The organism is Halomonas sp. DP8Y7-1, from assembly GCF_019801685.1.
In the GTDB taxonomy this organism is placed as follows: Bacteria; Pseudomonadota; Gammaproteobacteria; order Pseudomonadales; family Halomonadaceae; genus Halomonas; species Halomonas litopenaei_A.
Genome location: NZ_JAHVIN010000009.1, coordinates 119,315 through 141,790 on the forward strand (window position 1 = coordinate 119,315; position 22,476 = coordinate 141,790).

General features: G+C 64.2%; 20 protein-coding genes. 15 read left to right on the forward strand and 5 right to left on the reverse strand.

All coding sequences use genetic code 11. The annotated features are described in order from the left end of the window. Window positions 1-38 precede the first annotated feature (38 nt). A complete protein-coding gene (locus KUV41_RS12620; protein WP_222486424.1) occupies window positions 39-941 on the reverse strand; it encodes a LysR family transcriptional regulator in 903 nt (300 codons plus the stop codon). 208 nt (window positions 942-1,149) lie between these two features. Between KUV41_RS12620 and KUV41_RS12625 the strand changes: the two genes are divergently transcribed. The 14 genes from KUV41_RS12625 (at window position 1,150) to KUV41_RS12690 (ending at window position 14,503) form a co-directional block, all read left to right on the forward strand. Then, window positions 1,150-2,268 (forward strand): muconate cycloisomerase family protein, encoded by a 1,119-nt coding sequence (locus tag KUV41_RS12625; RefSeq protein WP_206940561.1) that lies wholly within the window; start codon window positions 1,150-1,152, stop codon window positions 2,266-2,268. 35 nt (window positions 2,269-2,303) lie between these two features. After that, entirely contained in the window at window positions 2,304-2,594 is a 291-nt protein-coding gene (gene catC, locus KUV41_RS12630) for a muconolactone Delta-isomerase (protein WP_206940560.1), read from the forward strand. A gap of 164 nt (window positions 2,595-2,758) precedes the next feature. Continuing rightward, window positions 2,759-3,715 carry a catechol 1,2-dioxygenase gene (gene catA / locus KUV41_RS12635; RefSeq protein WP_222163981.1) on the forward strand — a complete coding sequence of 319 codons (957 nt, stop codon included), beginning with the start codon at window positions 2,759-2,761 and terminating at the stop codon, window positions 3,713-3,715. Between the two features lie 170 nt (window positions 3,716-3,885). Next, window positions 3,886-5,259 (forward strand): Rieske 2Fe-2S domain-containing protein, encoded by a 1,374-nt coding sequence (locus KUV41_RS12640; RefSeq protein ID WP_222486425.1) that lies wholly within the window; start codon window positions 3,886-3,888, stop codon window positions 5,257-5,259. A 23-nt stretch (window positions 5,260-5,282) separates the two neighbouring features. Beyond that, window positions 5,283-5,771 carry a benzoate 1,2-dioxygenase small subunit gene (gene benB / locus KUV41_RS12645; RefSeq protein ID WP_315900584.1) on the forward strand — a complete coding sequence of 163 codons (489 nt, stop codon included), beginning with the start codon at window positions 5,283-5,285 and terminating at the stop codon, window positions 5,769-5,771. A gap of 20 nt (window positions 5,772-5,791) precedes the next feature. Continuing rightward, window positions 5,792-6,811, forward strand: coding sequence for a benzoate 1,2-dioxygenase electron transfer component BenC (gene benC, locus KUV41_RS12650; RefSeq protein ID WP_222163984.1), 1,020 nt, complete (start codon window positions 5,792-5,794; stop codon window positions 6,809-6,811). 83 nt (window positions 6,812-6,894) lie between these two features. Next, entirely contained in the window at window positions 6,895-8,112 is a 1,218-nt protein-coding gene (locus KUV41_RS12655; protein WP_222486426.1) for an ABC transporter substrate-binding protein, read from the forward strand. A gap of 70 nt (window positions 8,113-8,182) precedes the next feature. Continuing rightward, window positions 8,183-9,043, forward strand: coding sequence for a branched-chain amino acid ABC transporter permease (locus KUV41_RS12660; RefSeq protein WP_222238860.1), 861 nt, complete (start codon window positions 8,183-8,185; stop codon window positions 9,041-9,043). A 59-nt stretch (window positions 9,044-9,102) separates the two neighbouring features. Further along, window positions 9,103-10,188 carry a branched-chain amino acid ABC transporter permease gene (locus KUV41_RS12665; protein WP_222486427.1) on the forward strand — a complete coding sequence of 362 codons (1,086 nt, stop codon included), beginning with the start codon at window positions 9,103-9,105 and terminating at the stop codon, window positions 10,186-10,188. Then, window positions 10,185-10,994 (forward strand): ABC transporter ATP-binding protein, encoded by an 810-nt coding sequence (locus tag KUV41_RS12670; RefSeq protein ID WP_222486428.1) that lies wholly within the window; start codon window positions 10,185-10,187, stop codon window positions 10,992-10,994. The genes KUV41_RS12665 and KUV41_RS12670 overlap by 4 nt, the downstream gene beginning before the upstream one ends. Beyond that, window positions 10,991-11,773 carry an ABC transporter ATP-binding protein gene (locus KUV41_RS12675; RefSeq protein ID WP_261396039.1) on the forward strand — a complete coding sequence of 261 codons (783 nt, stop codon included), beginning with the start codon at window positions 10,991-10,993 and terminating at the stop codon, window positions 11,771-11,773. The genes KUV41_RS12670 and KUV41_RS12675 overlap by 4 nt, the downstream gene beginning before the upstream one ends. An 81-nt stretch (window positions 11,774-11,854) precedes the next feature. Then, entirely contained in the window at window positions 11,855-12,628 is a 774-nt protein-coding gene (gene benD / locus KUV41_RS12680) for a benzoate diol dehydrogenase BenD (RefSeq protein ID WP_222486429.1), read from the forward strand. A gap of 15 nt (window positions 12,629-12,643) precedes the next feature. After that, window positions 12,644-13,870 (forward strand): benzoate/H(+) symporter BenE family transporter, encoded by a 1,227-nt coding sequence (locus KUV41_RS12685; protein WP_222486430.1) that lies wholly within the window; start codon window positions 12,644-12,646, stop codon window positions 13,868-13,870. A 168-nt stretch (window positions 13,871-14,038) separates the two neighbouring features. After that, window positions 14,039-14,503, forward strand: a complete 465-nt coding sequence (locus KUV41_RS12690; RefSeq protein ID WP_222486431.1) for a hypothetical protein — start codon at window positions 14,039-14,041, stop codon at window positions 14,501-14,503. A 27-nt stretch (window positions 14,504-14,530) separates the two neighbouring features. Here KUV41_RS12690 and KUV41_RS12695 read toward each other — a convergent pair whose 3' ends face one another. From KUV41_RS12695 to adhE, 4 genes are all read right to left on the reverse strand, one after another. After that, on the reverse strand, window positions 14,531-14,902 hold the full coding sequence (locus tag KUV41_RS12695) for a DnaJ family domain-containing protein (protein ID WP_206940532.1): 372 nt from the start codon (window positions 14,900-14,902) through the stop codon (window positions 14,531-14,533). A gap of 69 nt (window positions 14,903-14,971) precedes the next feature. Continuing rightward, the gene (locus KUV41_RS12700; RefSeq protein WP_222486432.1) at window positions 14,972-16,417 is read right to left on the reverse strand and encodes an amidase; all 1,446 of its coding nucleotides are present in this window, start codon (window positions 16,415-16,417) and stop codon (window positions 14,972-14,974) included. A 118-nt stretch (window positions 16,418-16,535) separates the two neighbouring features. Further along, on the reverse strand, window positions 16,536-17,474 hold the full coding sequence (locus KUV41_RS12705; protein WP_206940528.1) for a helix-turn-helix domain-containing protein: 939 nt from the start codon (window positions 17,472-17,474) through the stop codon (window positions 16,536-16,538). A gap of 261 nt (window positions 17,475-17,735) precedes the next feature. Further along, window positions 17,736-20,495: a bifunctional acetaldehyde-CoA/alcohol dehydrogenase gene (gene adhE / locus KUV41_RS12710; RefSeq protein WP_222486433.1), complete on the reverse strand. Its 2,760-nt coding sequence runs from the start codon at window positions 20,493-20,495 to the stop codon at window positions 17,736-17,738. A 502-nt stretch (window positions 20,496-20,997) separates the two neighbouring features. Between adhE and KUV41_RS12715 the strand changes: the two genes are divergently transcribed. Further along, window positions 20,998-22,461, forward strand: a complete 1,464-nt coding sequence (locus tag KUV41_RS12715) for an aldehyde dehydrogenase family protein (protein ID WP_222486434.1) — start codon at window positions 20,998-21,000, stop codon at window positions 22,459-22,461. Window positions 22,462-22,476: the final 15 nt, after the last annotated feature.

The following is a 22,476-nucleotide window of genomic DNA, read 5'->3' on the forward strand; positions in this document are numbered from 1 at the left end:
ACAGGCAGGGCCTTGGCCCTGCCGCCCCGCGACGTTTTTCACGGATACTTCCCCGTTCTGCGATTCTCCACCAGTACCTCGAGGATGGCGTTGGCCGCCTGCATCGTCTCGCTGGGCGCTTCGCCACGTCGGCGGCTGCACACGATCGGTGAAGTGATGTGCTTTTCGGCCAGGTAGAGGTAGCGGATACCGTCGCGGTTCTGTCGCTTGACCTGTTCCGGTACCAGGGTGATACCGAAGTCCGATACCACCAGGCCCAGCGCCGTCTGCATCTCGTTGGCCTCCTGGGCCACCGTGACCTTGAGGCCGCGCCGGCGAAACAGCCCCAGCACGATATCGGCAAGGCTGGGGCGTGGGCTTGCCGGGTACAGCACCAGCGGATAACTCGCCAGCTCGGCCATGGTCGGGGTGGTGCCCACCAGCGGGTGTCCTTCCGGCACCGCCGCCATCATCGGCTCCTCGAACAGGACTTCCTGTTCCACATCCGGGTCGTCGAGACGCAGACGCCCAAAGCCGATGTCGATCCTGCCTGCCTTCAGCGCCTGCACCTGCTCCACCGTGGTCAGTTCGGCCAAGGTCAGCTCTACCTCGTCCTTTTGTCGCAACTCCCTCACCAGCAGCGGCAGCTGTCCATAGAACAGCGATGGCACGAAGCCGATACCGAATAATTCCTTGTGGCTGCGGGACATGCGGCGCACGGCGGCCACGGTGGTGTCCAGCTTCTCAAGCATCTGCAGGGCATGCTCATGGAAGAACTTGCCGGTGGGCGTCAGGGTCAGGCCACGGGGGCCGCGAATGAATAACTGGGCCCCCAGTTCTTCCTCCAACTGATTGATCTGCCGCGTCAATGGGGGCTGCGCCATATGCAGTCGAGCGGCGGCCCGGGTGATGTTCAGCTCTTCTGCTGCAGCGCAGAAATAGCGTAGGTGTCGAAGCTCCATGATACCTCCAGGGTATGCCTGATTACCCAGACCATATTGGTTCCGCGGTCCGTAGACAACCAGAATTCGTGAAGACGCCGTAAACAGGGGGTTTCGCATCATGGGTCACAAGAGATGGCGTGTGAGAGAAGTCGCCTCTAAGTAAGAAAAAGCTTACTCAGGTATGGCTTGTTCACCCGTTTCCGTTCTGTCACGTGCCGGAGTTCCTATGAGCATCACCATTGCATCCATCGAGACGTTGCTGGTCGATCTTCCGACCATCCGGCCGCACAAGCTGTCGATGGCCACCATGGCCACCCAGACCCTGGTGATTGTGCGACTGCGATGCTCCGACGGCATCGAGGGGCTGGGTGAAGCCACCACCATCGGCGGCCTGGCTTATGGCCCGGAAAGCCCGGAGAGCATGAAGGTCAATATCGATACCTACCTGGCGCCGGCGCTCGAAGGCCTGCCTGCAGACAACATCAATCTGGCCATGGCGCGTCTGGACAAGCTGGCCAAGGGCAACGTCATCGCCAAGTCGGCGCTGGAGACCGCGCTGCTGGACGCCAAGGGCAAGCGCCTCGGGGTGTCGCTGGCATCGCTGCTGGGCGGCCCTCGCCATGACCACCTGCCGGTGCTGTGGACGCTGGCCAGCGGTGACACCGATAAGGACATCGAGGAGGCCGAGCGGCGCCTGGAGCAGCGTCGCCATCGCGACTTCAAGCTCAAGATCGGTGCCAATCCGGTGGCGCGTGACGTCAAGCACGTGGCCGCGATCAAGGCCGCGCTGGGGGATCGCGCCAGTGTCAGGGTCGACGTCAACCAGGCCTGGGATGAAGCCACCGCGGTGCGGGCGATTGCCGAGCTCGAGGCCGCCGGCGTCGAGCTGATCGAGCAACCCATTCCCGCCCATGAACGGGCCGGACTGGCGCGCCTGTCCAGCCGTTTCGAGGTGACCATGCTGGCCGATGAAGGCGTTCAGGACCTGCGCTGTGGCCTGGCGCTGATCGACTCCGGCTTCAGCGGTGCCTTTGCCCTGAAGATTGCCAAGAGCGCCGGGCCCCGGGGGGCGCTGCGCCTGGCCCACCTGGCCGAAGCGGGCGGCATCGGGCTCTACGGCGGCACCATGCTCGAAGGCACCATCGGCACCGCCGCCTCGTTGCATGCCTGGGCCACCCTGCCCGAGATGGCCTGGGGCACCGAGATGTTCGGCCCCTTGCTGCTGACCGACGACATCGTCACCCGACCGCTGCACTACACCGACTTTGGCGTTGCCTTGCCGGATGGCCCCGGCCTTGGCCTTGAGCTGGACGAAGACAAGCTGCGCGAGTACGCCCGCCGTTAAGGGCGCCTTACCCCACGACCACCAGGAGACACGCCGTGCTATTTCACGTCGAAATGACCGTCAAGCTGCCGCCGGACATGGACCCCAGTCGGGCCGCCGAGATCAAGGCCACCGAGAAGGCCTATTCCCAGGAACTGCAGCGCGCCGGCAAGTGGCGCCACCTGTGGCGAGTGGCGGGCAGCTACTCCAACGTCAGCATCTTCGATGTGGAGGACAACGCCGAACTGCAGGAGCTGGTCGCGAATCTGCCGCTGTTTCCCTACATGGAGATCCGCGTCAAACCGCTGTGCCGCCACCCGTCCTCGGTACGCGAGGACGATCGCTGAATCACGTCGGGAAGGGCGTAACGCTCCCTTCCTGGTCATCCCCGAGCCCGGCCGGCCCCCTGACGAGCCTACGGCAGATGCCGTCCCGGCCAGCTCACCCCGCGCCAATGTCAACGAAGACGTCAATAACAACGATAACAGCGCCATCCCGTGAGGAGTGTGAGATGAACAAGCTAACCACCACCACGCCAGTCCGTATCTTTGACACCCCGGAGGTCCAGGACTTCCTTAACACCGTTGCCGGCTTCGACAAGAGCGGCGGCGACGAGCGCGCCAAGGAGATTCTGCATCGCCTGCTGTCGGACCTGTACAAACTGATCGACGACTATGACGTTACCCCGGAGGAGTTCTGGGCGGGTATCAGCGTGCTCAACGCACTGGGTGCCGGCACCCAGTTCGGCCTGCTGGCGCCGGGTCTTGGCTTCGATCATTACCTGGATATGCGTATGGACGCCGAGGACGCGGCCCGCGGCCTTCAGGGCGGCACCCCGCGCACCATCGAAGGGCCGCTGTATGTGGCTGGCGCACCTGAGTCCGAGGGCCTGGCGCGCATGGACGATGGTTCCGACACTCAGGCCGAAGTGATGTGGCTGACCGGTCAGGTCCGTGACACCAGCGGCCAGCCCATTGCCGGGGCCAAGGTCGAGATCTGGCACGCCGACAGCAAGGGCAACTACAGCTTCTTCGACCCTTCCCAGTCGGACTATCACCTGAGGCGCAGCATCTTCACCGACGCCGATGGCCGCTATCGTGCCCGCAGCATCATTCCCTCCGGTTACGGCTGCCCCCCCGACAGCCCGACCCAGCAGGTGCTTGACCTGCTCGGCCGCCACGGCCAGCGCCCGGCGCATATCCACTTCTTTATCTCGGCGCCAGGCCACAAGCACCTGACCACCCAGATCAACCTGGCCGGTGACCCCTACACCTTCGACGACTTCGCCTTCGCCACCCGCGAGGAGCTGGTGGTGGACGCCAGTCGCATCGACGACCAGGCCGAGGCCAGTGCCCGTGGCATTGAAGGACCCTTCACCGAGGTGGTGTTCGATATCGAGCTTGCCGCCACCAGTGATGAGGCCCTGCAGGCGCGCCACAGGCGCCCGCGTGCCCTCGAAGACGTCTGAGACGCGCACCCACTGCCCGATCGCCGGACCCGTGCCGGCCCCTGACTCACACAGGAGCGTCTCGTTCGCGGACGGTGCCTTGCCCCTGACCGGCCCGACAGGCCGACAAGCGACGGGCGAGGCGAGGACGAGATAAAGGACGAGATAGAGGACGAGAGAGGAGAACAACGATGAGCAATAAACTCGACCAGATCGAAGCCCGCGTGCGCGGTGCCGTCGAAGACAACCCAGAGAAGGGCGTCTTCCGCTGCCATCGCAGCATGTTCACCGACCCCGAGTTCTTCGAACTCGAAATGAAACACATCTTCGAGGGCAACTGGCTGTTCATGGCCCACGAGAGTCAGGTCGCCGAGCCCGGCGACTACTTTACCCTGAACATGGGGCGCCAGCCGGTGGTCATCACCCGCGACAAGGACGGGGAGCTGCACGCGCTGATCAACGCCTGCGCCCACCGTGGCGCCACCATCTGCCGCCGCAAGCAGGGCAACAAGGGCACCTTTACCTGTCCGTTCCACGGCTGGACCTTCAAGAACGATGGTCGCCTGCTCAAGGCCAAGAACGAGAAGGTCGGTGCCTACCCGGATGCGTTCAAGCAGGACGGCTCCCATGACCTCAAGCGACTGCCGAAGTTTGCCAACTACAAGGGCTTTCTGTTTGGCAGCCTGAGCGCCGACGTCATGCCCATCGAGGAGTACCTGGGCGAGACCATGAAGGTCATCGACAACATCGTCGATCAGGCTCCCGAAGGCCTCGAGATCCTGCGGGGGACTTCCTCCTACACCTACACCGGCAACTGGAAGCTGCAGGCGGAGAACGGGGCCGACGGCTACCACGTCAGTACCGTGCACTGGAACTACGCCTCCACCATGGACCGCCGCAACTATGACGAGGGCGGCACCAAGGCGGTGGACGCTGACGGCTGGTCCAAGTCGAAGGGCGGTTTCTACTCCTACGAGAACGGCCACATGATGCTGTGGACCCGGCTGCTCAACCCTGAGGTACGCCCGGTGTACGAGCACAAGGAGCGCATCGAGCAGGAGCTGGGCGAGGCCCGCGCCGACAACATCGTCAACCAGACCCGCAACCTGTGCCTGTACCCCAACGTCTACCTGATGGACCAGTTCTCGACCCAGATTCGGGTGCTGCGGCCGCTGGCGGTGGACCGCACCGAGGTCACCATCTACTGCTTCGCGCCCAAGGGCGAGTCGGCGGAGAACCGCCGGGTGCGCATTCGCCAGTACGAGGACTTCTTCAACGTCAGCGGTATGGGGACGCCGGACGACCTGGAGGAATTCCGCGGCTGCCAGAACGGCTACAACGGCGCCCTGGCCGAGTGGAACGACCTGTCCCGCGGCGCCAAGCAGTGGATCGATGGTCCGGATGAAGACGCCGCCGCCATCGACATGAAGCCGCTCAAGAGTGGTGCCTCACCAGAGGATGAAGGGCTCTACGTGCTGCACCACCAGCACTGGGTCGAGGAAATGCTGCGCGCCATCGACAAGGAACGCAGCCAGTTCATCGCGACCACCACGGCCACCGCCTGAGCGCCACACAGAGGAGCATGATCATGAGCATCAGCTATCACGATATCCAGGCCTTTGTGTACCGCGAGGCGCGGCTGCTGGACGACCGCCAGTGGGACGAATGGCTGACCCTGTATGCCAAGAAGGCCGAGTTCTGGATGCCCTGCTGGGACGATGACGACACCTTGACCCAAGATCCCCACAGCGAGATTTCGCTGATCTACTACCCCAACCGTGAGGGGCTCGAAGATCGCGTCTATCGGATCAAGACCGAGCGCAGCGGCGCCAGCACCCCTGAGCCTCGTACCACCCATCAGATCACCAACATCGAGGTGCTGAAGGAAGAGGGCGATGTGGTCGAGGTGCGTTTCAACTGGCATACCCTGAGCCACCGCTACAAGCAGACCGACAGCTACTTCGGGGTGTCCTACTACACCCTGGACGTGTCCGGCGAGAGTCCGCTTATCACCCGCAAGAAGGTGCAGCTCAACAACGATTACATCCACCAGGTGATTGACGTGTACCACGTCTAGCGCGTCGCAGGAGAACGGCCATGAGCTACACCATTGCGCTCAACTTCGAAGATGGAGTGTCGCGCTTCATTGACTGCAACGAGGGCGAGACCGTCCTCGATGCCGCCTACCGCAACAAGGTCAACCTGCCGATGGACTGCTCCGATGGCGTCTGCGGCACCTGCAAGTGCCACTGCGACCAGGGCGAGTTCGAGCTGGGTGACGAGTACATCGACGAGGCGTTGTCCGACGAGGAACTGCACGAAGGCCAGGTGCTGACCTGCCAGATGGTGCCGTCATCGGACTGCGTGCTGTCGGTGCCGGTGGCCTCGACCCTGTGCAAGACCGCGGTGGACACCCGCAGCGCCTCGGTGGTGCACGTCGAGTCGCTGTCCGAGGACTCCATTGAGCTTGCCATCGACATCGAGGGCGAACCGCTGCAGTTCCTGCCCGGTCAGTACGTGCACCTGGAGGTGCCGGGAGCCGAGCAGCATCGCAGCTACTCGTTCAGCTCACTGCCAGGGGAGAGCCGTGCCAGCTTTCTGATTCGCAATGTGCCTGACGGCCTGATGAGCGGCTATCTCAGCGAGCGCGCCAAGGGCGGTGACGCCATGGCGGTGACCGGCCCCATGGGCAGCTTCTATCTGCGCGCCATCCAGCGCCCGATCCTGATGCTGGCGGGCGGTACCGGCCTTGCGCCCTTCCTGTCGATGCTCAAGCAGCTGGCGTTGCTGGAAGCCCGGGGCGAGGGCGCCGGCCAGCCGATCCACATGATCTACGGGGTGACCAAGGACGATCACCTGGTCAAGTGCGAGGAGCTGGACGCCGCCGTCGAGGCGCTGCCCGACTTTGACTATCTGACGGTGGTCGCGGACGAGGGCAGCAGCCACGAGCGCAAGGGCTACGTCACCCATCACATGGACGAGAGCAAGCTGCATGGCGGTGATGTCGATGTCTACCTGTGCGGCCCGCCGCCGATGGTGGACGCGGTGCTCAAGCACTTCGACAGTCAGGGCATCAAGCCCGCCAGCTTCCACTACGAGAAGTTCACCCCCAACTGAGTGAATCGCCAGCCAGGCCAGGGACCCACGCCGATGGTGTCCCTGGAGACATAACGACAATCACAACCTGACGAGAATCGACCATGACAACCAGTACAAAGCGCTCCGGCGCACGTTCTCTCTTCGCTCGTCGAGCCGCGCTCGGCGCTCTGATCCTGACGCCGGCCCTGGGCCTCACCCTGGGGGCCTCCAGCCCGGCCCAGGCCGACCATGACGTCAAGCTGGGCCTGATGCTGCCCTATTCCGGTACCTACGCGGCCCTTGGTGAATCCATCACCAATGGGCTCAAGCTTGCCATCGAGCAGGAGGGCGGAAGCCTCGGTGGCCACGGCGTTGAATACGTGGCCCTGGATTCCGAAGCCAACCCCTCCAAGGCGCCCCAGAACATGAGTCGCCTGGTCAAGGGCGACGGTGTCGATGTGGTCATCGGTCCGGTCCACTCAGGCGTTGCCATGGGCATGCTGCGGGTGGCCAAGCAGACCGGTGCGATCACCATCATTCCCAACGCCGGGCTCGAGGCCGCCACCAACCAGCTGTGCATGCCCAACGTCTTTCGTACCTCGTTCAGCATGTGGCAGAACAGCTACCCCATGGGCCAGGTGGCCTATGACCAGGGCCATCGCAGGATCGTCACCATCACCTGGGACTATGCCGGTGGCAAGGAGGACCTGGCCGGTTTCGAGCAGGCCTTCACGGAGGCCGGCGGCGAGATCGTCGAGCAGATTCTGGTGCCCTTCCCGAGCACCGAGTTCCAGACCTACCTGGCCCAGATCGCCAGCATCGCCCCGGATGCGGTCTACACCTTCTTCGCCGGTGGCGGCGGGGTTGGCTTCGTGCGCGACTACGCCGCGGCCGGGCTCAACGACAGCATTCCGCTGTACGGTTCGGGCTTCTTGACCGACGGCAACCTGTTGGCCCTGGGCGACGCCGCCGACGGCGTGCAGACCACCATGCACTACGCCGAGACCCTGGATACCCCGCAGAACCAGGCCTTTGTCGCCGCCTATCAGGAGGCCTACGGCGAGGTCCCCGACACTTACGCGGTGCAGGGCTATGACGCTGGCAAGATGCTGGCCCAGGCCTACGGCGCGATCGACGGTGAGCCGACCCGGGAGGCGCTGATCGCCGCGCTCGGCTCGGTGCAGCTCGACAGCCCGCGCGGGCCGGTGAGCTTCTCCGAGTCCCATCACCCGATCCAGAACGTCTACCTGCGCGAGGTAAGGGACGGTGAGCACCACGTCACCGCCATCGCAAGCCCGCAGCTGGAAGTTCCCGACAGCGCCTGCCCGATGAAGAGCTGAGCCCAGCAGGCGGCCGCGCGAGCTTGCGTACTGCCGCCTGCTTGCCCTCATCCAGACGAGGAGAACGACGATGGATCTTGCCTTCTTCGGGGTACAGCTGCTCAACGGCCTGCAATACGGCCTGCTGCTGTTCCTTATCGCCAGTGGCCTGACGCTGATCTTCGGCATCATGGGCATCATCAATCTGGCCCATGGCGCCATGTACATGATTGGCGCCTACCTGGCCTTCGACCTGACCCAGCGGCTCGGCAATTTCTGGCTGGCCATCCTGATCGCGGTACCCATCGCGGTGCTGCTTGGCCTGGTCATCGAGCGACTGTTTCTGGACACCCTTTACAAGCGTGACCACCTCTACCAGGTGCTGCTGACCTTCGGCCTGATCCTGGTGCTCAACGAGGCCCAGCGCATCATCTGGGGCGGCGATGTGCACTCGGTGGCGCTGCCGGCGCCGTTCGACGGCTCCATCGCGCTGACCGACAACCTGCAATATCCGGTCTATCGGCTGTTCGTCGCGGCGGTATGCCTGGCGCTGGCCGGCGCCATCTACTGGGTCATTCGCCACACTCGGCTGGGCATTGTCATCCGCGCCGGTGCCGTCAACCGCGAGATGGTCGAGGGCCTTGGCATCAATATCCGCACCCTGTTCACCCTGATCTTCAGCGTCGGCGTGGCGCTGTCGGCCTTCGCCGGGATGATGGCGGCGCCGCTGTCGTCGATCACTCCGGGGATGGGGGATTCCATCCTGATCACCTGCTTTGTGGTGGTGGTCATCGGCGGCATCGGTTCGATCAAGGGGGCCTTCTTCGGTGCCCTGTTGATCGGCATGGCCGAGACCTTCGGTCCGGTGCTGATTCCTAGCCTCGCCAGCATGCTGATCTACCTGATCATGGCGCTGGTGCTGTTGATCAAGCCGCGCGGGCTGTTCGCCTGACGCCGGCCACACCCTGACACGACCTTGACGGGCGAGTATCCGCCCGGAGGAGAGGGACCATGTTGCACCGTTATCCCAAGCGCGTGACGTTTCTGCTGCTGGCGGGACTTGCGCTGTTGATCGCCTATCCGGCCTGGGGGCCGGCCCTGTTCGGGGAGTCCAGCGCCTTCTTCATGGAGAAGCTGACTCTGATGCTGATCTTTGCCCTGTTCGCCGTCAGCCTCGATCTGCTGGTGGGTATTCTTGGCCTGGTGAGCCTGGGCCATGCGCTGTTCTTCGGCCTTGGCGCCTATACCCTGGCCATGGCCAGCCCTGACTTCAGCCCGGCCTCGCTGTGGTGGATGCTGCCGCTGGTAATGCTGGTCACCGGAGCGGTGGCGGCCATCGTCGGCGTGCTGGTGCTGCGCACCAAGGGCATCTTCTTCATCATGACCACCCTGGCCTTTGGCCAGATGCTCTTCTACACCGTCAGCACATCCAGCATGACAGGCGGTACCGATGGGGTCTTCATCATGTTCAGGCCGAGCCTCGCCATGGGTGAGACGCCCCTTGTCGATCTCGACAATCCGCTGACCTTCTTCTACTTCTGCCTGGCGCTGTTGGTGGCGGTCTATCTTATCCTGCGCGCCCTGACCCGTTCCCACTTCGGCCAGGTGCTCGATGGCATCCACGACAACGAGCACCGTATGCAGGCGCTGGGCTACGCCACCACCGGCTACAAGCTGATCGCCTTCGTGGTGTCGGCGATGATCGCCGGTGTCGCCGGCATGCTGGCGGCGATGCAGTACGGCTTCGCCAATCCCGCGCAACTTGGCTGGCACCACTCCGGCGAGGTGCTGATGATGGTGATCCTTGGCGGCATGGGCACCATCTTCGGGCCGATCCTCGGCGCTTTCGCCTATGAACTGCTGCTGTACTTCTATGAGCACCTGACCGACCACTGGCCGATCCTGATGGGGATGACCATCATCGTCGCGGTGCTGGTGCTGCCCCGGGGCATCGCCGGGCTACTGCTCGATCCGCCAGGACGCAAGACGTCGCTGTTCGGGCGCTGGAGCGCGGCCAGAGATGCCCAGCAGGCAGAGCGTGTGGCCTCGGCGTCGCAGGCGTCGGCGGGCAAGTCCGCCGGGGAGGTGTCGTCATGAGCAGCATGCTGTCGACCCGCGGCCTGACCCGCAGCTTCGGAGGCCTGCTGGCGGTCAATGATGTGGACTTTCAGGTCGAGCGTGGCGAGATTCACGCCATCCTGGGACCCAATGGCGCCGGCAAGAGCACCCTGATCAACCTGCTATCCGGGGAGATTCCCCCCACCCGGGGCGAGATCGTCTATCGCGGCAGCGCCATCCAGGGCAAGAAAGCCCACCAGGTCGCGCGACTGGGTATCGGGCGCAGTCACCAGAAGACCAATATCTTTCCGCGCCTGACCTGCCTGCAGAACTGCCAACTGGCGGCGCGCATTCACCATGGTGGGGTTATCGGTAGCTGGCGCTCGCGCAAGCGCGCCAGGGAAGTGGACGAGCGGGCGCTGGCCGCGCTGGACACCTGTGGCCTGGTGCCCCGCGCCCATACGCTGTCCTCCGGCATGAGCTACGGCGAGCAGCGTCAGCTGCAGATCGCCATGGTGCTGGCCACCCAGCCGCAGCTGATGCTGCTGGATGAACCCATGGCCGGCATGGGCCGCGAGGAAACCGACCAGGTCGCCGATCTGCTCAAGCGGTTGTCTCGCGACTACACCATCGTGCTGATCGAGCACGACATGGACTCGGTGTTCCGCCTGGCCGACCGCATTACCGTGATGGTCGACGGCTGCGTGCTGGAAAGCGGCAGCACCGACAGCATTCGTGCAAGCGACAGCGTGCGCGACGTCTACCTGGGTCGCCATGACTCGGGCCAGGACGACGCCTCTGACGATATCGATGACCGCCCCCACCGCCGCGAGGTAGCGCCATGAACGCCCGTCTTGATCGCACCATGAATGACGCTGGCAGCGGAAGTGGCGCGGACACGATCGACACCAGCGCGCCGTTGATCGATGCCCGTGGCCTGCACACCTTCTATGGCGAGAGTCACGTGCTGCACGGCGTGGACCTCAGCCTGAAGGCCGGCGAGACGCTGAGCCTGCTCGGCCGCAACGGCATGGGCAAGACCACCACCCTGAAGTCGATCCTGGGCTTTGTGCCGCCGCGCCATGGGGATGTCAGGATCATGGGCGTGGACACCCGTAAGCGGCGGCCTTGGCAGGTGATTCGCCAGGGGATCGGCTATGTGCCGGAGGGGCGGGGCATCTTCCCTGGCCTCAGCGTGCGAGAACACCTGGTAATGGCCGCCCGCACCGGCGTCGATGGCCGCAGCGACTGGGACATCGAACGGGTGCTGGACACCTTTCCCCGGCTCAAGGAGCGGATCAGTCACGATGGCTCGCTGCTGTCCGGCGGCGAGCAGCAGATGCTGTCGATCGGTCGGGCGCTGATGCTCAATCCCCGGCTGGTGATCCTTGACGAGGCCACCGAAGGGCTGGCGCCGCTGATCCGTGACGAGATCTGGTCGATCATCCGCACCATCAAGGCCTCGGGCATCGCCAGCATCATCGTCGACAAGAACATCGACAACCTGCTCGAGGTGGGCGACCGCCACCTGTTGATCGTCAAGGGCAAGGTGGTGTTCGACGGCAGCAGTCAGGCGCTCAGGGATGCCCCCTCGATTCTTGATACCCACCTTGGCGTGGGGTGAGTCGTGCCCATCGCAGGACCATAGGCATAGGACTGTAAGTACAGGACCGTAAGCACAGGACCGTAAAAACAGGACCGTGAGATGAAACGATTTGAACAGAAAGTGATGCTGATCACCGGCGCCGCCCAGGGCATTGGGCGGCGGCTGGCGGAAAGGGCCGCACAAGAGGGCGCCCGGCTGGTGCTGGTGGACCGCGCCGAGCACGTGCATGACGTGGCGGGTGCGCTGGCCGACCAGGGCGCCGAGGCGCTGGCGCTGACGGCCGATCTGGAAACCTGGGACGGTGCCGAGGCCGCCATGGGGGGAGCCATCGAGCGCTTTGGGCGCATCGACGTGCTGGTCAACAACGTCGGTGGCACCATCTGGGCCAAGCCCTACACCCACTATGCGCCGGATCAGATCGAGGCCGAGGTGCGCCGCTCGCTGTTCCCGACCCTGTGGTGCTGCCGTGCGGCCTTGCCTCATCTGATCGAGAGTGGCGGTAACATCGTCAACGTATCGTCGGTGGCGACGCGGGGCGTCAACCGAGTGCCCTACGCCTCGGCCAAGGGTGGGGTGAACGCCCTGACCGTGGCGCTGGCCATCGATATGGCCGAGCACGGGGTACGGGTCAATGCTACCGCGCCGGGTGGCACCGAGGCGCCACCGCGGCTGACGCCTCGCAACGCCGAGCCCCAGAGCGAACAGGACGCGCTGTGGTACCAGCAGCTGATCGACCAGACCAAGGCATCCAGCCTGATGCATCGCTACGGCACTCTGGATGAACAGGTGGGGCCGATCCTGTTTCTGGCATCCGATGACGCCAGCTACATTACCGGTAGCGTGCTGCCGGTGGCTGGCGGTGACCCAGGCTGATCAAGGAGCCCAACCATGCGCCATCCCTCTGCTGATACCGGGAACGACCGGGCCAGCGCTTCCTGGCTAGGTTCCCTGGCGCGGGATCTGTCGCTGTCGGCGGTGACGGCGGGCTTCGTGGCGGTACTGATTTCCTATTCAGGGCCGCTGGCGATCTTCTTTCAGGCCGGGGCAGCGGCGGACATTTCCCCCGCCATGATGACCTCCTGGGTGTGGGCCATCTCGCTGGGGGCGGCGGTTTCCGGCATCGTACTGAGCCTGTGGCTCAGGGTGCCGGTGGTGACCGCCTGGTCGGCGCCGGGCACGGCGCTGCTGGTCAGCCTGTTTCCCGAATTGTCCCTGGCCGAGGCGGTGGGGGCCTACCTGAGCGCGGCGGTACTGATGCTGGTCATCGGCATCAGTGGCAGCTTCGACCGGCTGATGGCGCTGATTCCCAAGGGCGTAGCCGCCGGAATGATGGCCGGCATCCTGTTCCAGTTCGGGCTGGACGCCTTTGCGGCCATCGAGACGTCGCCGTCGCTTGCCCTCGGCATGCTGGTGGCCTATCTGCTGTCCAAGCGCGTGGCGCCGCGCTACTGCCTGATCCTGTTGCTGCTCACCGGTATCGTGCTGGCCGTGCTGCTGGAGGATGCCAGCCTGGCTGGCGTCGGCCTGCACCTGGCGGTGCCGGTGTGGATCACCCCGGAATGGAGCCTCGCCAGCACCCTGAGCCTGGCGCTGCCGCTGGTGGTGGTCAGCCTGACCGGCCAGTTTTTGCCAGGCATGGCGATCCTGCAGGGGGCGGGCTATGACACCGAGGCCAGACCAATACTGACGGTGGCGGGAGTGACGTCCCTGGCGACCGCCTGCTTTGGCGGTATTTCCACCGTGGTCGCCGCCATCACCGCCGCGCTGTGCACCGGCAAGGAGGCCCACGAGGACCCGGAACGGCGCTATGTGGCGGGGGTCGCCAACGGCGTCTTCTACCTGGTCGGCGGGCTGTTCGCCGGTACCATTGTGGCGCTGTTCAGCTCGCTGCCGGGGGCCTTCGTGGCGGTGCTGGCGGGGCTTGCACTGATTGCTGCGATCGTCAGCAATCTGGCTGCCATGATCGCCGCCGATGATCACCGAGAGGCCTCTGTGATCGCCTTTATGGTCACCGCTTCGGGCATGAGCCTGTTCGGACTGGGCGCGGCCTTCTGGGGTGTGGTGATCGGCGGCGTTGCGGTGAAGCTGTTGCATGGCGCAGGTAGCAAGAGCTGAGACCTGCCCGCAAAGGTCAGAGTCACATGTCTGGTACCTCTGGCCGGGGGTGCCGGCCCCCGCATGCAGCTAGGGTTGTTGTACGGGGCAGCCAAGTGGCCGACTCTCACCGGTGTGGCGGGCAACGATTCCCCGCTGCGTTTGTGTTCGCAGCACCAGGATGACGTCATGCAGCGCTATTCACGATGTTCCCTTGCCTGCCATTCCCTGGCGGCGTTGATCCTTGTCGCATTCGGCGTCGTCTATCTTTCGCGCAGTGAATTTATGCCTTACCACGCGGCGGCCATGGGGTCGGATTGGGCGTCGGTGGACGGCGGGACCCAGCAGGTGCTGCTGGCGTTGATGCGCGCCCTTGGCGGTGCTTGCCTTGGCGTGGCGGTATTGGTGGGCACCCTGTTGTGGGGGCCCTTCCGCCGGGGAGAACGCTGGGCAACCCTGGCGATACCCATGGCAGGGCTGCTGCTGTGTGCCACTTCGCTCTATGCCCAGCTTGGGGTAGCACTGAAGACCGCCGCCTCGCCGCCGATGTTGCCGGTGCTGGTCGCCGGGGCGCTTCTGCTGGTGGGGCTGTGGCTGTCGTGGCGCTGGCGCCGACGCCACGTCCCGTCGAGCGCCCGGTCGGACTCACGCTAGCGCACTGTGCTGATACCAACCGCAGGGTCAGTCTTCCTCCCACCTCTCCACCAGTCGGTCGTGATAGTGCCCGAGCTCCAGCAGCCGACTGGCACCCCGCCCGCTTTCGGCAAGCCGTGCGCGCAGAAGGCGCAGGCGCTTGTCGCAGGCGCCTCGCTCGGCGGCTTCCTGTGTCTGTGCCAGCAGGTCTTCCACCTCACGCATTTCGCGCTGAAGCTGAAGCTCCGGGGGCAGGTAGCCCGCATTTTTCAGCAATCGATAACCCGCCCGCAGCGTCTCGGGAATCATGCTGTCGTCGTCGAGTTCGATGGGCTTGCCGCGGTCCGGCAGATTATCGAAGGCGCCTTCCTGCTGCGCCTTCTGGATGCGTGTCTCGGCCAGTTGATCGAGCAGGGACATGGGGCACCTCGTGGCGTAAATCGGGTCTGTTGACCCGACTTTAGGCCATCGGCGTCATTCCATCAGCCTTCACCGGGTGCCAGCAGAAGCCAGCGAGGGGAAAAGGCTCGAGGGCGACAGGTCTGGATGTCGACGATGCCAGTCGGTGATCTGCTGGAAAGCCCAGCCGGCGCGTACCAGCATCGCTTCCTCGAACATCGGTGCGATGAACTGGAAGGCGATGGGCCCGCCCTGTTGGCTGAAGCCCGCCGGCAAGGTAATGGTCGGATGCCCGCTCAGGTCGAAAGGACAGGTATAGCGCAGCATGCCGGAAAACAGTGCTTCATCCTCGCCGAACTTCTCCATAAAGGCCATCGACGGGGCGGCGTAGGCGGTGACCGGGGCAATCAGCAGATCGACGCTGGCCAAGAGGCGGTCGACCCGGCCCTTGAACTCGGCCCGGCGCAGCAGTCGTTGCTGGTGGTCCACAGCGCTCTGGGCGCGCCCCAGGTCGATCAGGCCGGCAAGACCAGGGCCGTACGCTTCACGCTGGCTGGGGAAGGTCTCGGCGTGGGCGACGGCGGTCTCCACGCCGCACAACGGCGCCCAGTCGAATACCGCCTGCTGGGTGTCGGGGAAGTCGATTTCCTCGATCTGGGCACCGAGCTGTTCCAGGCTGGAGAGTGCCTGTTCGAGGACGCCTCGGGTCTCGGCATCCACCGCTTCGATGGCCCAGCGAGGGTCGAGCCCGATACGCACACCCTTCAGGCCGCGTGTCATGCCGGCCAGGTAATCCGGCACGGCGAGGGGGACAGCGGTGGGGTCACGTTCGTCGGCACCGGCAATAGCGCCAAGTAGCGCCCCGGCATCGGCGGCGCTGCGGGCGATCGGCCCGATGTGGTCCATCGAGGCCGCCAGTTCGAAGGCGCCGTGTCGGCTGACGCGGCCCCAACTCGGCTTGAGGCCGGTGACGCCGTTGGCGGCGGAGGGGAAGCGAATCGAGCCTCCGGTGTCGGTGCCCAGCGAGCCAAAGCACAGCCCGGCGGCGGTGGCCACGCCGGAACCGCTGGACGAGGCGCCTGACCACAAAGCCTCACCCCAGGGGTTGGTGGGCGGCGTGATGTCGGGGTGATGATCGGCGAAGGCGCCTTCGGTCTGCTGCAGCTTGCCCAGCAGCACGGCCCCGGCCTGGTCGAGGCGTGTAACCACGCTGGCCGTTTCTCGGGGCACGTGGTCACGGTGCAGGGGCATGCCGTGGGTCGTTGGGGTCCCCTTGGTCCACAGCAGATCCTTGACGGCCAGCGGAACACCCTGAAGCGGCCCCTTGTGGTTGCCGGCGGCCAGATCTCGGTCTGCCTGGGCCGCCTGCTGAAGTGCGCTGTCGGCCATGACGGTAACAAAGCTGTTCAGGGTGGTATCGATGCTGTCGATGCGCTCGAGCATGGTGCGAGTGACCTCGACGGCGCTCAGCTCCCTGGACTGGATACGACGGCCGATCTCGATAAGGCCGTCAAAGTGCAGCGGATGGTCTGTCATTGTTGTCATCCTGATGGTCAGAAAAAATGCACACCTTCAGGGTAGGCAGCGGGCAGGGCGCAGGTTTGCCTGAGCGGGCCAAGCGTTGGCCCGAGAGGGCCAGGACGTGCTTGTGGGGTCACATCGTCTCGGGTGCGTGGCGAGTTGCGCGCAGCAAGGTAGAGGGAGAATGGCCATAGGCCCGACGGAAGCTACGGCTGAAATGGGAGACACTGGTAAAGCCATGCTCCAGAGCGACCTCGGTGATGCTGCGGGTACCACCTGCTCGCAGGGTGGCGCGACTCTGCTCCAGGCGAATCGCCCACAGTGCTGCCATGGGCGTCTGACCATGCCGAGCGAACAGGCGGGTGAGGGTGCGCCGAGAGACATGGTTGTCCCGTGCGATGCGCTCAAGGCTCAGCGAGCAATCCTGGTGCTGTTGTCGCAGGTAGTGACAAAGGCGTCGGTAGAGAGCGTCGTTGCGATCGTCTCCCGCGCCGCCAAGCCCCTCGAGCACCAACGCCGCCAGATCGACCATCGCCTCGCCGAGCCCAGTCGACGACGCCCCGGCGTCCAGCCGGGCGCCGTCGTGGATCAACGCCTTCAATGAGGTGGCGCCCGGCAAGGTCGTCGGGATAGGCCGCGCGGTCAGCGACTCGGTGGAGGCCAGGCGACGCATCAGGGGCGCCCGAGGCAGGCGCACAAGATGAAGCGCGCTGGCGCTCAGGCACCATTCGAACGGGCGACAGGCATCGTATAGCACCAGGTCGCCGGGCCCGATGGTGATACGCCGCTGATCCTGATCGAGCCTTGCCGTGGCGCTCTCGAGAAAGCCGAGCCACAGGTCATCGTCGCTGTCGTGGGACAGGTGATGGGACTGCCGGCGCCAGCGGTGGGAAGAGGCGGCCATCGTGCTGATGGCGACGTCGCCGTATTGCCTGACGCTGAGACTGCCATGGAAGGGCCGCTCGTCGAGGCATTGACTGTCCGCGGGAATGCAGTGACGGCAGACGACGTCGTGCCAGAAGGCGAAGCGCTCTCGGGAGTCGATCTGTCGGGTGGTAAAGGCGGCCGTCATGCGGGTGTCCTTGCGGGCGGGGCGACCACAAGGTCTCGCAATGGACACCGATGTCGCCATCTTTCCGACACTATAGCGCAGGTATCGCGCAGGTGGGTTGGCTGGCGGCATGCACGTCGGTTGGCCGCTTGGCTCAGGGGATGTGGTCTGGCGAATGTCTGCAAGACGCTAAAGCCCCCGCGAGTCACTCTCGCGGGGGCTGTGGTTGTGGCGGGACACCGTCGATCAAGCCCTGCCGAGGAGCCAGGCGCCAGCCTGGACTCAGGCGTCGGCCTTGGCCTTTCTCGCCTTGCGTGCCGGTGTCTTGGCTGCCTGATCCTTGGCGCCCTGATCCTTCGATGCAGGTGCACTGGGGACCTTTGCGTCGGCCTTGGGCTCCTCGCGCTTCTTGATCACGGTGGTGCCGGCGAAGGTCTCACCCTCCACGTAGACCTCACCGTAGTAGGAGGCCCGCAGCACTTCCTTGAGTTCGCTGATCAAGGGGTAGCGCGGGTTGGCGCCGGTGCACTGGTCATCGAAGGCTTCTTCCGCGACTTCATCGAGCTTGGCCAGGAAATCCGCTTCGGCTACCCCTGCGTCCTTGATCGAGGCGGGGATATCCAGGTCGCGCTTGAGCTCGTCGAGCCAGTTGATCAGCCGCTCGACCTTCTGGGCGGTGCGGTCTCCGGCCTGTGACAGTCCCAGGTGATCGGCGACTTCGGCATAGCGACAGCGCGCCTTGGGCCGGTCGTACTGTGAGAAGGCGGTCTGCTTGGTCGGGTTGTCGTTGGCGTTGAAGCGCACCACGTTGGTGATCAGCAGGGCGTTGGCCAGACCATGGGGCAGGTGGAACACCGCGCCGAGCTTGTGGGCCATGGAGTGACACACGCCCAGGAAGGCGTTGGCGAAGGCCATGCCGGCGATGCTGGCGGCGCTATGCACCTTCTCGCGAGCGACGGCGTTGCGCTCGCCCTCGGCGTAGCTGACCGGCAGGTACTGCTTGAGCAGCTTCAGCGCCTGCAGGGCCTGGCCGTCGGAGAATTCATTGGCCAGCACCGAGACGTAGGCTTCCAGCGCGTGGGTCACCGCGTCGTAGCCGCCGAAGGCGGTCAGCGACTTCGGCATCTTCATCACCAGGTTGGCGTCGACGATGGCCATGTTCGGGGTCAGCTGATAGTCCGCCAGCGGGTACTTGATCCCTGTCTTGTCGTCGGTGACCACGGCGAAAGGCGTCACCTCGGAGCCGGTGCCCGAGGTGGTGGGAATGCATACCAGGCTGGCCTTTTCGCCCATGGTGGGGAACTGGTAGATGCGCTTTCTGATATCCATGAAGCGCATGGCCAGCTCCTCGAAGTGTACCTCCGGGTGCTCGTACTTGACCCACATGATCTTGGCGGCGTCCATCGGCGAGCCGCCACCGAGGGCCAGGATCACGTCCGGCTGGAAGCTGGCCATGGCCTCGGCGCCCTTGTCGACGATGGACAGGGTGGGGTCGGCCTCGACGTCATAGAAGGTGTGGACCTCCATGCCCTGGGCCTTGAGCAGCGCGGTCAGTTCATCGACGTAGCCGTTGTTGAACAGGAAACGGTCGGTGACGATGAAAGCTCGCTGCTTGTCCTTGAGGTCGGTCAGGGCCACCGACAGGCTGCCGCGACGGAAGTAGATCGACTCGGGGAGCTTGTGCCACAGCATGTTTTCCGCCCGGTTGGCCACCGTCTTGGTGTTGATCAGGTGCTTGGGACCGACGTTCTCCGAGATCGAGTTGCCACCCCAGGAGCCGCAGCCCAGCGTCAGCGACGGTGCCATGTCGAAGTTGTACATGTCGCCGATGCCACCGTGAGAGGTGGGGATGTTGATCAGGATGCGCGCGGTCTTGAGGCGGTCGCCAAAGTAGCGAATCCGCTCCTTTTGGGTGTCCTGGTCGGTGTACAGGCCCGAGGTGTGGCCGATGCCGCCGAACTCGACCATGGTACAGGCCTGGTCCACGGCGTCCTCGAAGGAGCTGGCGCGGTACATGCCAAGGGTCGGCGACAGCTTCTCGTGGGCGAAGGCGTCGTCGATATCGACCCGCGGGCCCTCGCCGATCAGGATCTTGGTATCGGCGGGCACCTGGATGCCGGCAAGCCCGGCAATAGTGACCGCCGACTGGCCGACGATGGCAGCGTTGAGGTGGCCATTCTTCAACAGGATCTGGCGCACCTGGTCGGCTTCGGTAGGTGACAGCAGGTAGGCGTTGTGGGAAGCAAAGCGCTCGCGCACCTCGCTGTAGACCTCGTCCAGCACGATCACCGCCTGCTCCGAGGCACACACTACGCCATTGTCGAAGGTCTTCGACATCAGCACCGAGGCCACCGCCCGCTTGATGTCGGCGGTCTCGTCGATGATCACCGGCACGTTGCCGGCGCCCACGCCAATGGCCGGCTTGCCGGAGGAGTAGGCCGCCTTGACCATGCCGGGTCCACCGGTGGCCAGGATCAGGTTGATGCCTTCGTGCTGCATCAGGGCTTCCGAGAGTTCCACCGAAGGCTGGTCGATCCAGCCGATGATGTCCTTGGGCGCCCCTGCCGCCACCGCTGCCTCCAGCACCAGCCTGGCCGCTGCATTGGTGCAGTGACGGGCCCTGGGGTGGGGCGAGAAGATGATGCCGTTGCGGGTCTTCAGCGAAATCAGCGCCTTGAAGATGGCGGTGGAGGTCGGGTTGGTGGTGGGCACGATGCCGCAGATCAGGCCCACCGGCTCGGCGATGGTCATGGTGCCGGCCTCGTCGTGGGTCGCGATCACACCGCAGGTCTTGTCGTCCTTGTACTTGTTGTAGATGAACTCCGAGGCAAAGTGGTTCTTGATCACCTTGTCTTCGAGCACGCCCATGGCGGTTTCTTCCACCGCCTGGCGGGCCAGCGGAATTCGAGCGTGGTTGGCAGCAAGCGACGCCGCTCGAAAGATCGTGTCGACCTGCTCCTGGGAGAAGCTGGCAAAGACGCGCTGCGCGGCCTTGACCCGTTCCACCAGGGCATCGAGTTCAGCAAGATTGGTAACCGCCATCAGAGGCCTCCAGACAAGAGATAGACAGACAAAAAGCAACCTGCGAAACCTCCTCCAGCTCCCTGGTTAGGCGTGCCACGGAGGAGGCTTGAAAAGCGGCTTTGTACGTACCTGTCCCCGTCAGTCTATGGCTGTCACGATTCAGCGCTGCTGATAGAGGTCAGCTTTTTCGCCGCTTATATACCGTTTCGAACATCATGATGATCGCAAGCATGGGGTCGGCCTATCCGTGGACCGGGGTATGAGACGTGCGTTTGGCGAGATTTAGTGGTGGCCGCGAGAGGTAGTCATCGAGGCTGGCATGACCCACCTGCGGCACTGAAGAGACGGCGGAGCGGTACAAAATGTCACTGTTCGCCCCCTTGCGAGGGATCGGCGAGCTGTCTAGGATTCTGTGACGATAGTTATACGAAAGTTGTTCGCAACGAAAGCTTTGCGACATAAAGCTGTGCGACGCAAGAGCTGCGCGAAACGGACGTTGTGCAAAACGGAGGGAGTCGGTATGTGGAGCCTCAAGGATTTGCAGTTGCAGCCCATCGCCGGGGAATGGCGAGACGGGGGATCTGGAAAGACACTGGAAGTGTACGATCCCTATCATCAGACGTCGTTGATCAAGATCGTCCAGGCGGATCGTCATGATGTGGATCGGGCGTTCGAAGCCGCGCAACAGGCCCAGCAGCAATGGTCTGCCACCAGTGCCATCGAGCGGGCAGCCGTACTGAGAAAGGTGGCCGAGCGTCTCGAGGCGCGTAAGGACGAGTTGATCGAATGGTTGGTTCGCGAGTCCGGGAGTACCCGTATCAAGGCGGAACTTGAATGGAACAATGCCCGGGAAATGTCGCTGGAAGCTGCCGCCATGGCGACCCGCGTGCAAGGATCGATGGCCGCGTCCAGCGTGCCGGGCAAGGAACATCGCGTTTATCGCAAGCCACTGGGCGTCATCGGCGTTATCAGTCCCTGGAACTTTCCCTTTCACTTGACCCAGCGCACCATCGGACCGGCGTTGGCCTTGGGTAATGCCGTGGTGCTGAAGCCTGCCAGCGACACGCCGTTGACCGGCGGACTGTTATTGGCTCGGCTGTATGAAGAGGCGGGCCTGCCGGCCGGGCTGCTCAGTGTTGTGGTAGGCTCTGGCAGTGAGTTGGGGACGCCCATCGTCGAGCATCGGTTGGCCAAGCTCATTTCCTTTACGGGTTCAACGGAAGTCGGACGGCAGATTGCCAAGGGCGCTGTGGGCGGTCGCTTCATCAAGCCGGTGGCGCTGGAGCTGGGCGGTAATAGCCCCTTTGTCGTGCTCGATGATGCAGACATTGACCGGGCGGTCAGAGCCGCCGTGGTGGGCAAGTTCATGCACCAGGGGCAGATCTGCATTGCGATCAATCGGCTGATTGTCGATGCCACCATCTACGATGAGTTCGTGGAGCGCTTTGTCGAGCGGGTCAAGGGGCTCAAGGTCGGAGATCCTGCCGAGTCCGACACGGTCATTGGTCCTATCATCAATGAGCAACAGCTCGAGGGCTTGAAAGAGGTCGTGCACAAGGCTCGGCAGTCGGGAGCCAAGGTTGCCCTTGAGGGGTCTCTGGAAGGGCCCTGTCTACGGCCTTGGGTATTTCGCGACGTCAGTGAACAGATGGATATGGCCTGCAATGAGATCTTCGGGCCGGTCGCCGGGATCATCAAGGCCCATGGTGAAGACGACGCCATACGTATCGCCAATGCGACCGAGTACGGCCTTTCCGCAGCCGTCTTCAGCGGTTCCCTGGAGCGCGGCGAACGCGTCGCTCGGCAGATCGACTCCGGCATGGTGCATGTCAATGACATGCCGGTGAATGACGAGCCTCATATGCCCTTCGGTGGCGAGAAGAACTCGGGCATCGGCCGCTTCAATGGTGACTGGGTGCTGGAGGAGATGACCACCGTGCAATGGGTCAGCGTTCAGCGTGAGCCCCGACAGTATCCGTTCTGATGTGGCTGACGAAAT

Excerpts from the sequence above, each read along its gene's own strand:
- KUV41_RS12620 (WP_222486424.1), bottom strand. The coding sequence starts at position 941 with ATGGAGCTTCGACACCTACGCTATTTCTGCGCTGCAGCAGAAGAGCTG.
- KUV41_RS12625 (WP_206940561.1), top strand. The coding sequence starts at position 1,150 with ATGAGCATCACCATTGCATCCATCGAGACGTTGCTGGTCGATCTTCCG.
- catA (WP_222163981.1), top strand. The coding sequence starts at position 2,759 with ATGAACAAGCTAACCACCACCACGCCAGTCCGTATCTTTGACACCCCG.
- KUV41_RS12640 (WP_222486425.1), top strand. The coding sequence starts at position 3,886 with ATGAGCAATAAACTCGACCAGATCGAAGCCCGCGTGCGCGGTGCCGTC.
- benB (WP_315900584.1), top strand. The coding sequence starts at position 5,283 with ATGAGCATCAGCTATCACGATATCCAGGCCTTTGTGTACCGCGAGGCG.
- benC (WP_222163984.1), top strand. The coding sequence starts at position 5,792 with ATGAGCTACACCATTGCGCTCAACTTCGAAGATGGAGTGTCGCGCTTC.
- KUV41_RS12655 (WP_222486426.1), top strand. The coding sequence starts at position 6,895 with ATGACAACCAGTACAAAGCGCTCCGGCGCACGTTCTCTCTTCGCTCGT.
- KUV41_RS12660 (WP_222238860.1), top strand. The coding sequence starts at position 8,183 with ATGGATCTTGCCTTCTTCGGGGTACAGCTGCTCAACGGCCTGCAATAC.
- KUV41_RS12665 (WP_222486427.1), top strand. The coding sequence starts at position 9,103 with ATGTTGCACCGTTATCCCAAGCGCGTGACGTTTCTGCTGCTGGCGGGA.
- KUV41_RS12670 (WP_222486428.1), top strand. The coding sequence starts at position 10,185 with ATGAGCAGCATGCTGTCGACCCGCGGCCTGACCCGCAGCTTCGGAGGC.
- KUV41_RS12675 (WP_261396039.1), top strand. The coding sequence starts at position 10,991 with ATGAACGCCCGTCTTGATCGCACCATGAATGACGCTGGCAGCGGAAGT.
- benD (WP_222486429.1), top strand. The coding sequence starts at position 11,855 with ATGAAACGATTTGAACAGAAAGTGATGCTGATCACCGGCGCCGCCCAG.
- KUV41_RS12685 (WP_222486430.1), top strand. The coding sequence starts at position 12,644 with ATGCGCCATCCCTCTGCTGATACCGGGAACGACCGGGCCAGCGCTTCC.
- KUV41_RS12690 (WP_222486431.1), top strand. The coding sequence starts at position 14,039 with ATGCAGCGCTATTCACGATGTTCCCTTGCCTGCCATTCCCTGGCGGCG.
- KUV41_RS12695 (WP_206940532.1), bottom strand. The coding sequence starts at position 14,902 with ATGTCCCTGCTCGATCAACTGGCCGAGACACGCATCCAGAAGGCGCAG.
- KUV41_RS12700 (WP_222486432.1), bottom strand. The coding sequence starts at position 16,417 with ATGACAGACCATCCGCTGCACTTTGACGGCCTTATCGAGATCGGCCGT.
- KUV41_RS12705 (WP_206940528.1), bottom strand. The coding sequence starts at position 17,474 with ATGACGGCCGCCTTTACCACCCGACAGATCGACTCCCGAGAGCGCTTC.
- adhE (WP_222486433.1), bottom strand. The coding sequence starts at position 20,495 with ATGGCGGTTACCAATCTTGCTGAACTCGATGCCCTGGTGGAACGGGTC.
- KUV41_RS12715 (WP_222486434.1), top strand. The coding sequence starts at position 20,998 with ATGTGGAGCCTCAAGGATTTGCAGTTGCAGCCCATCGCCGGGGAATGG.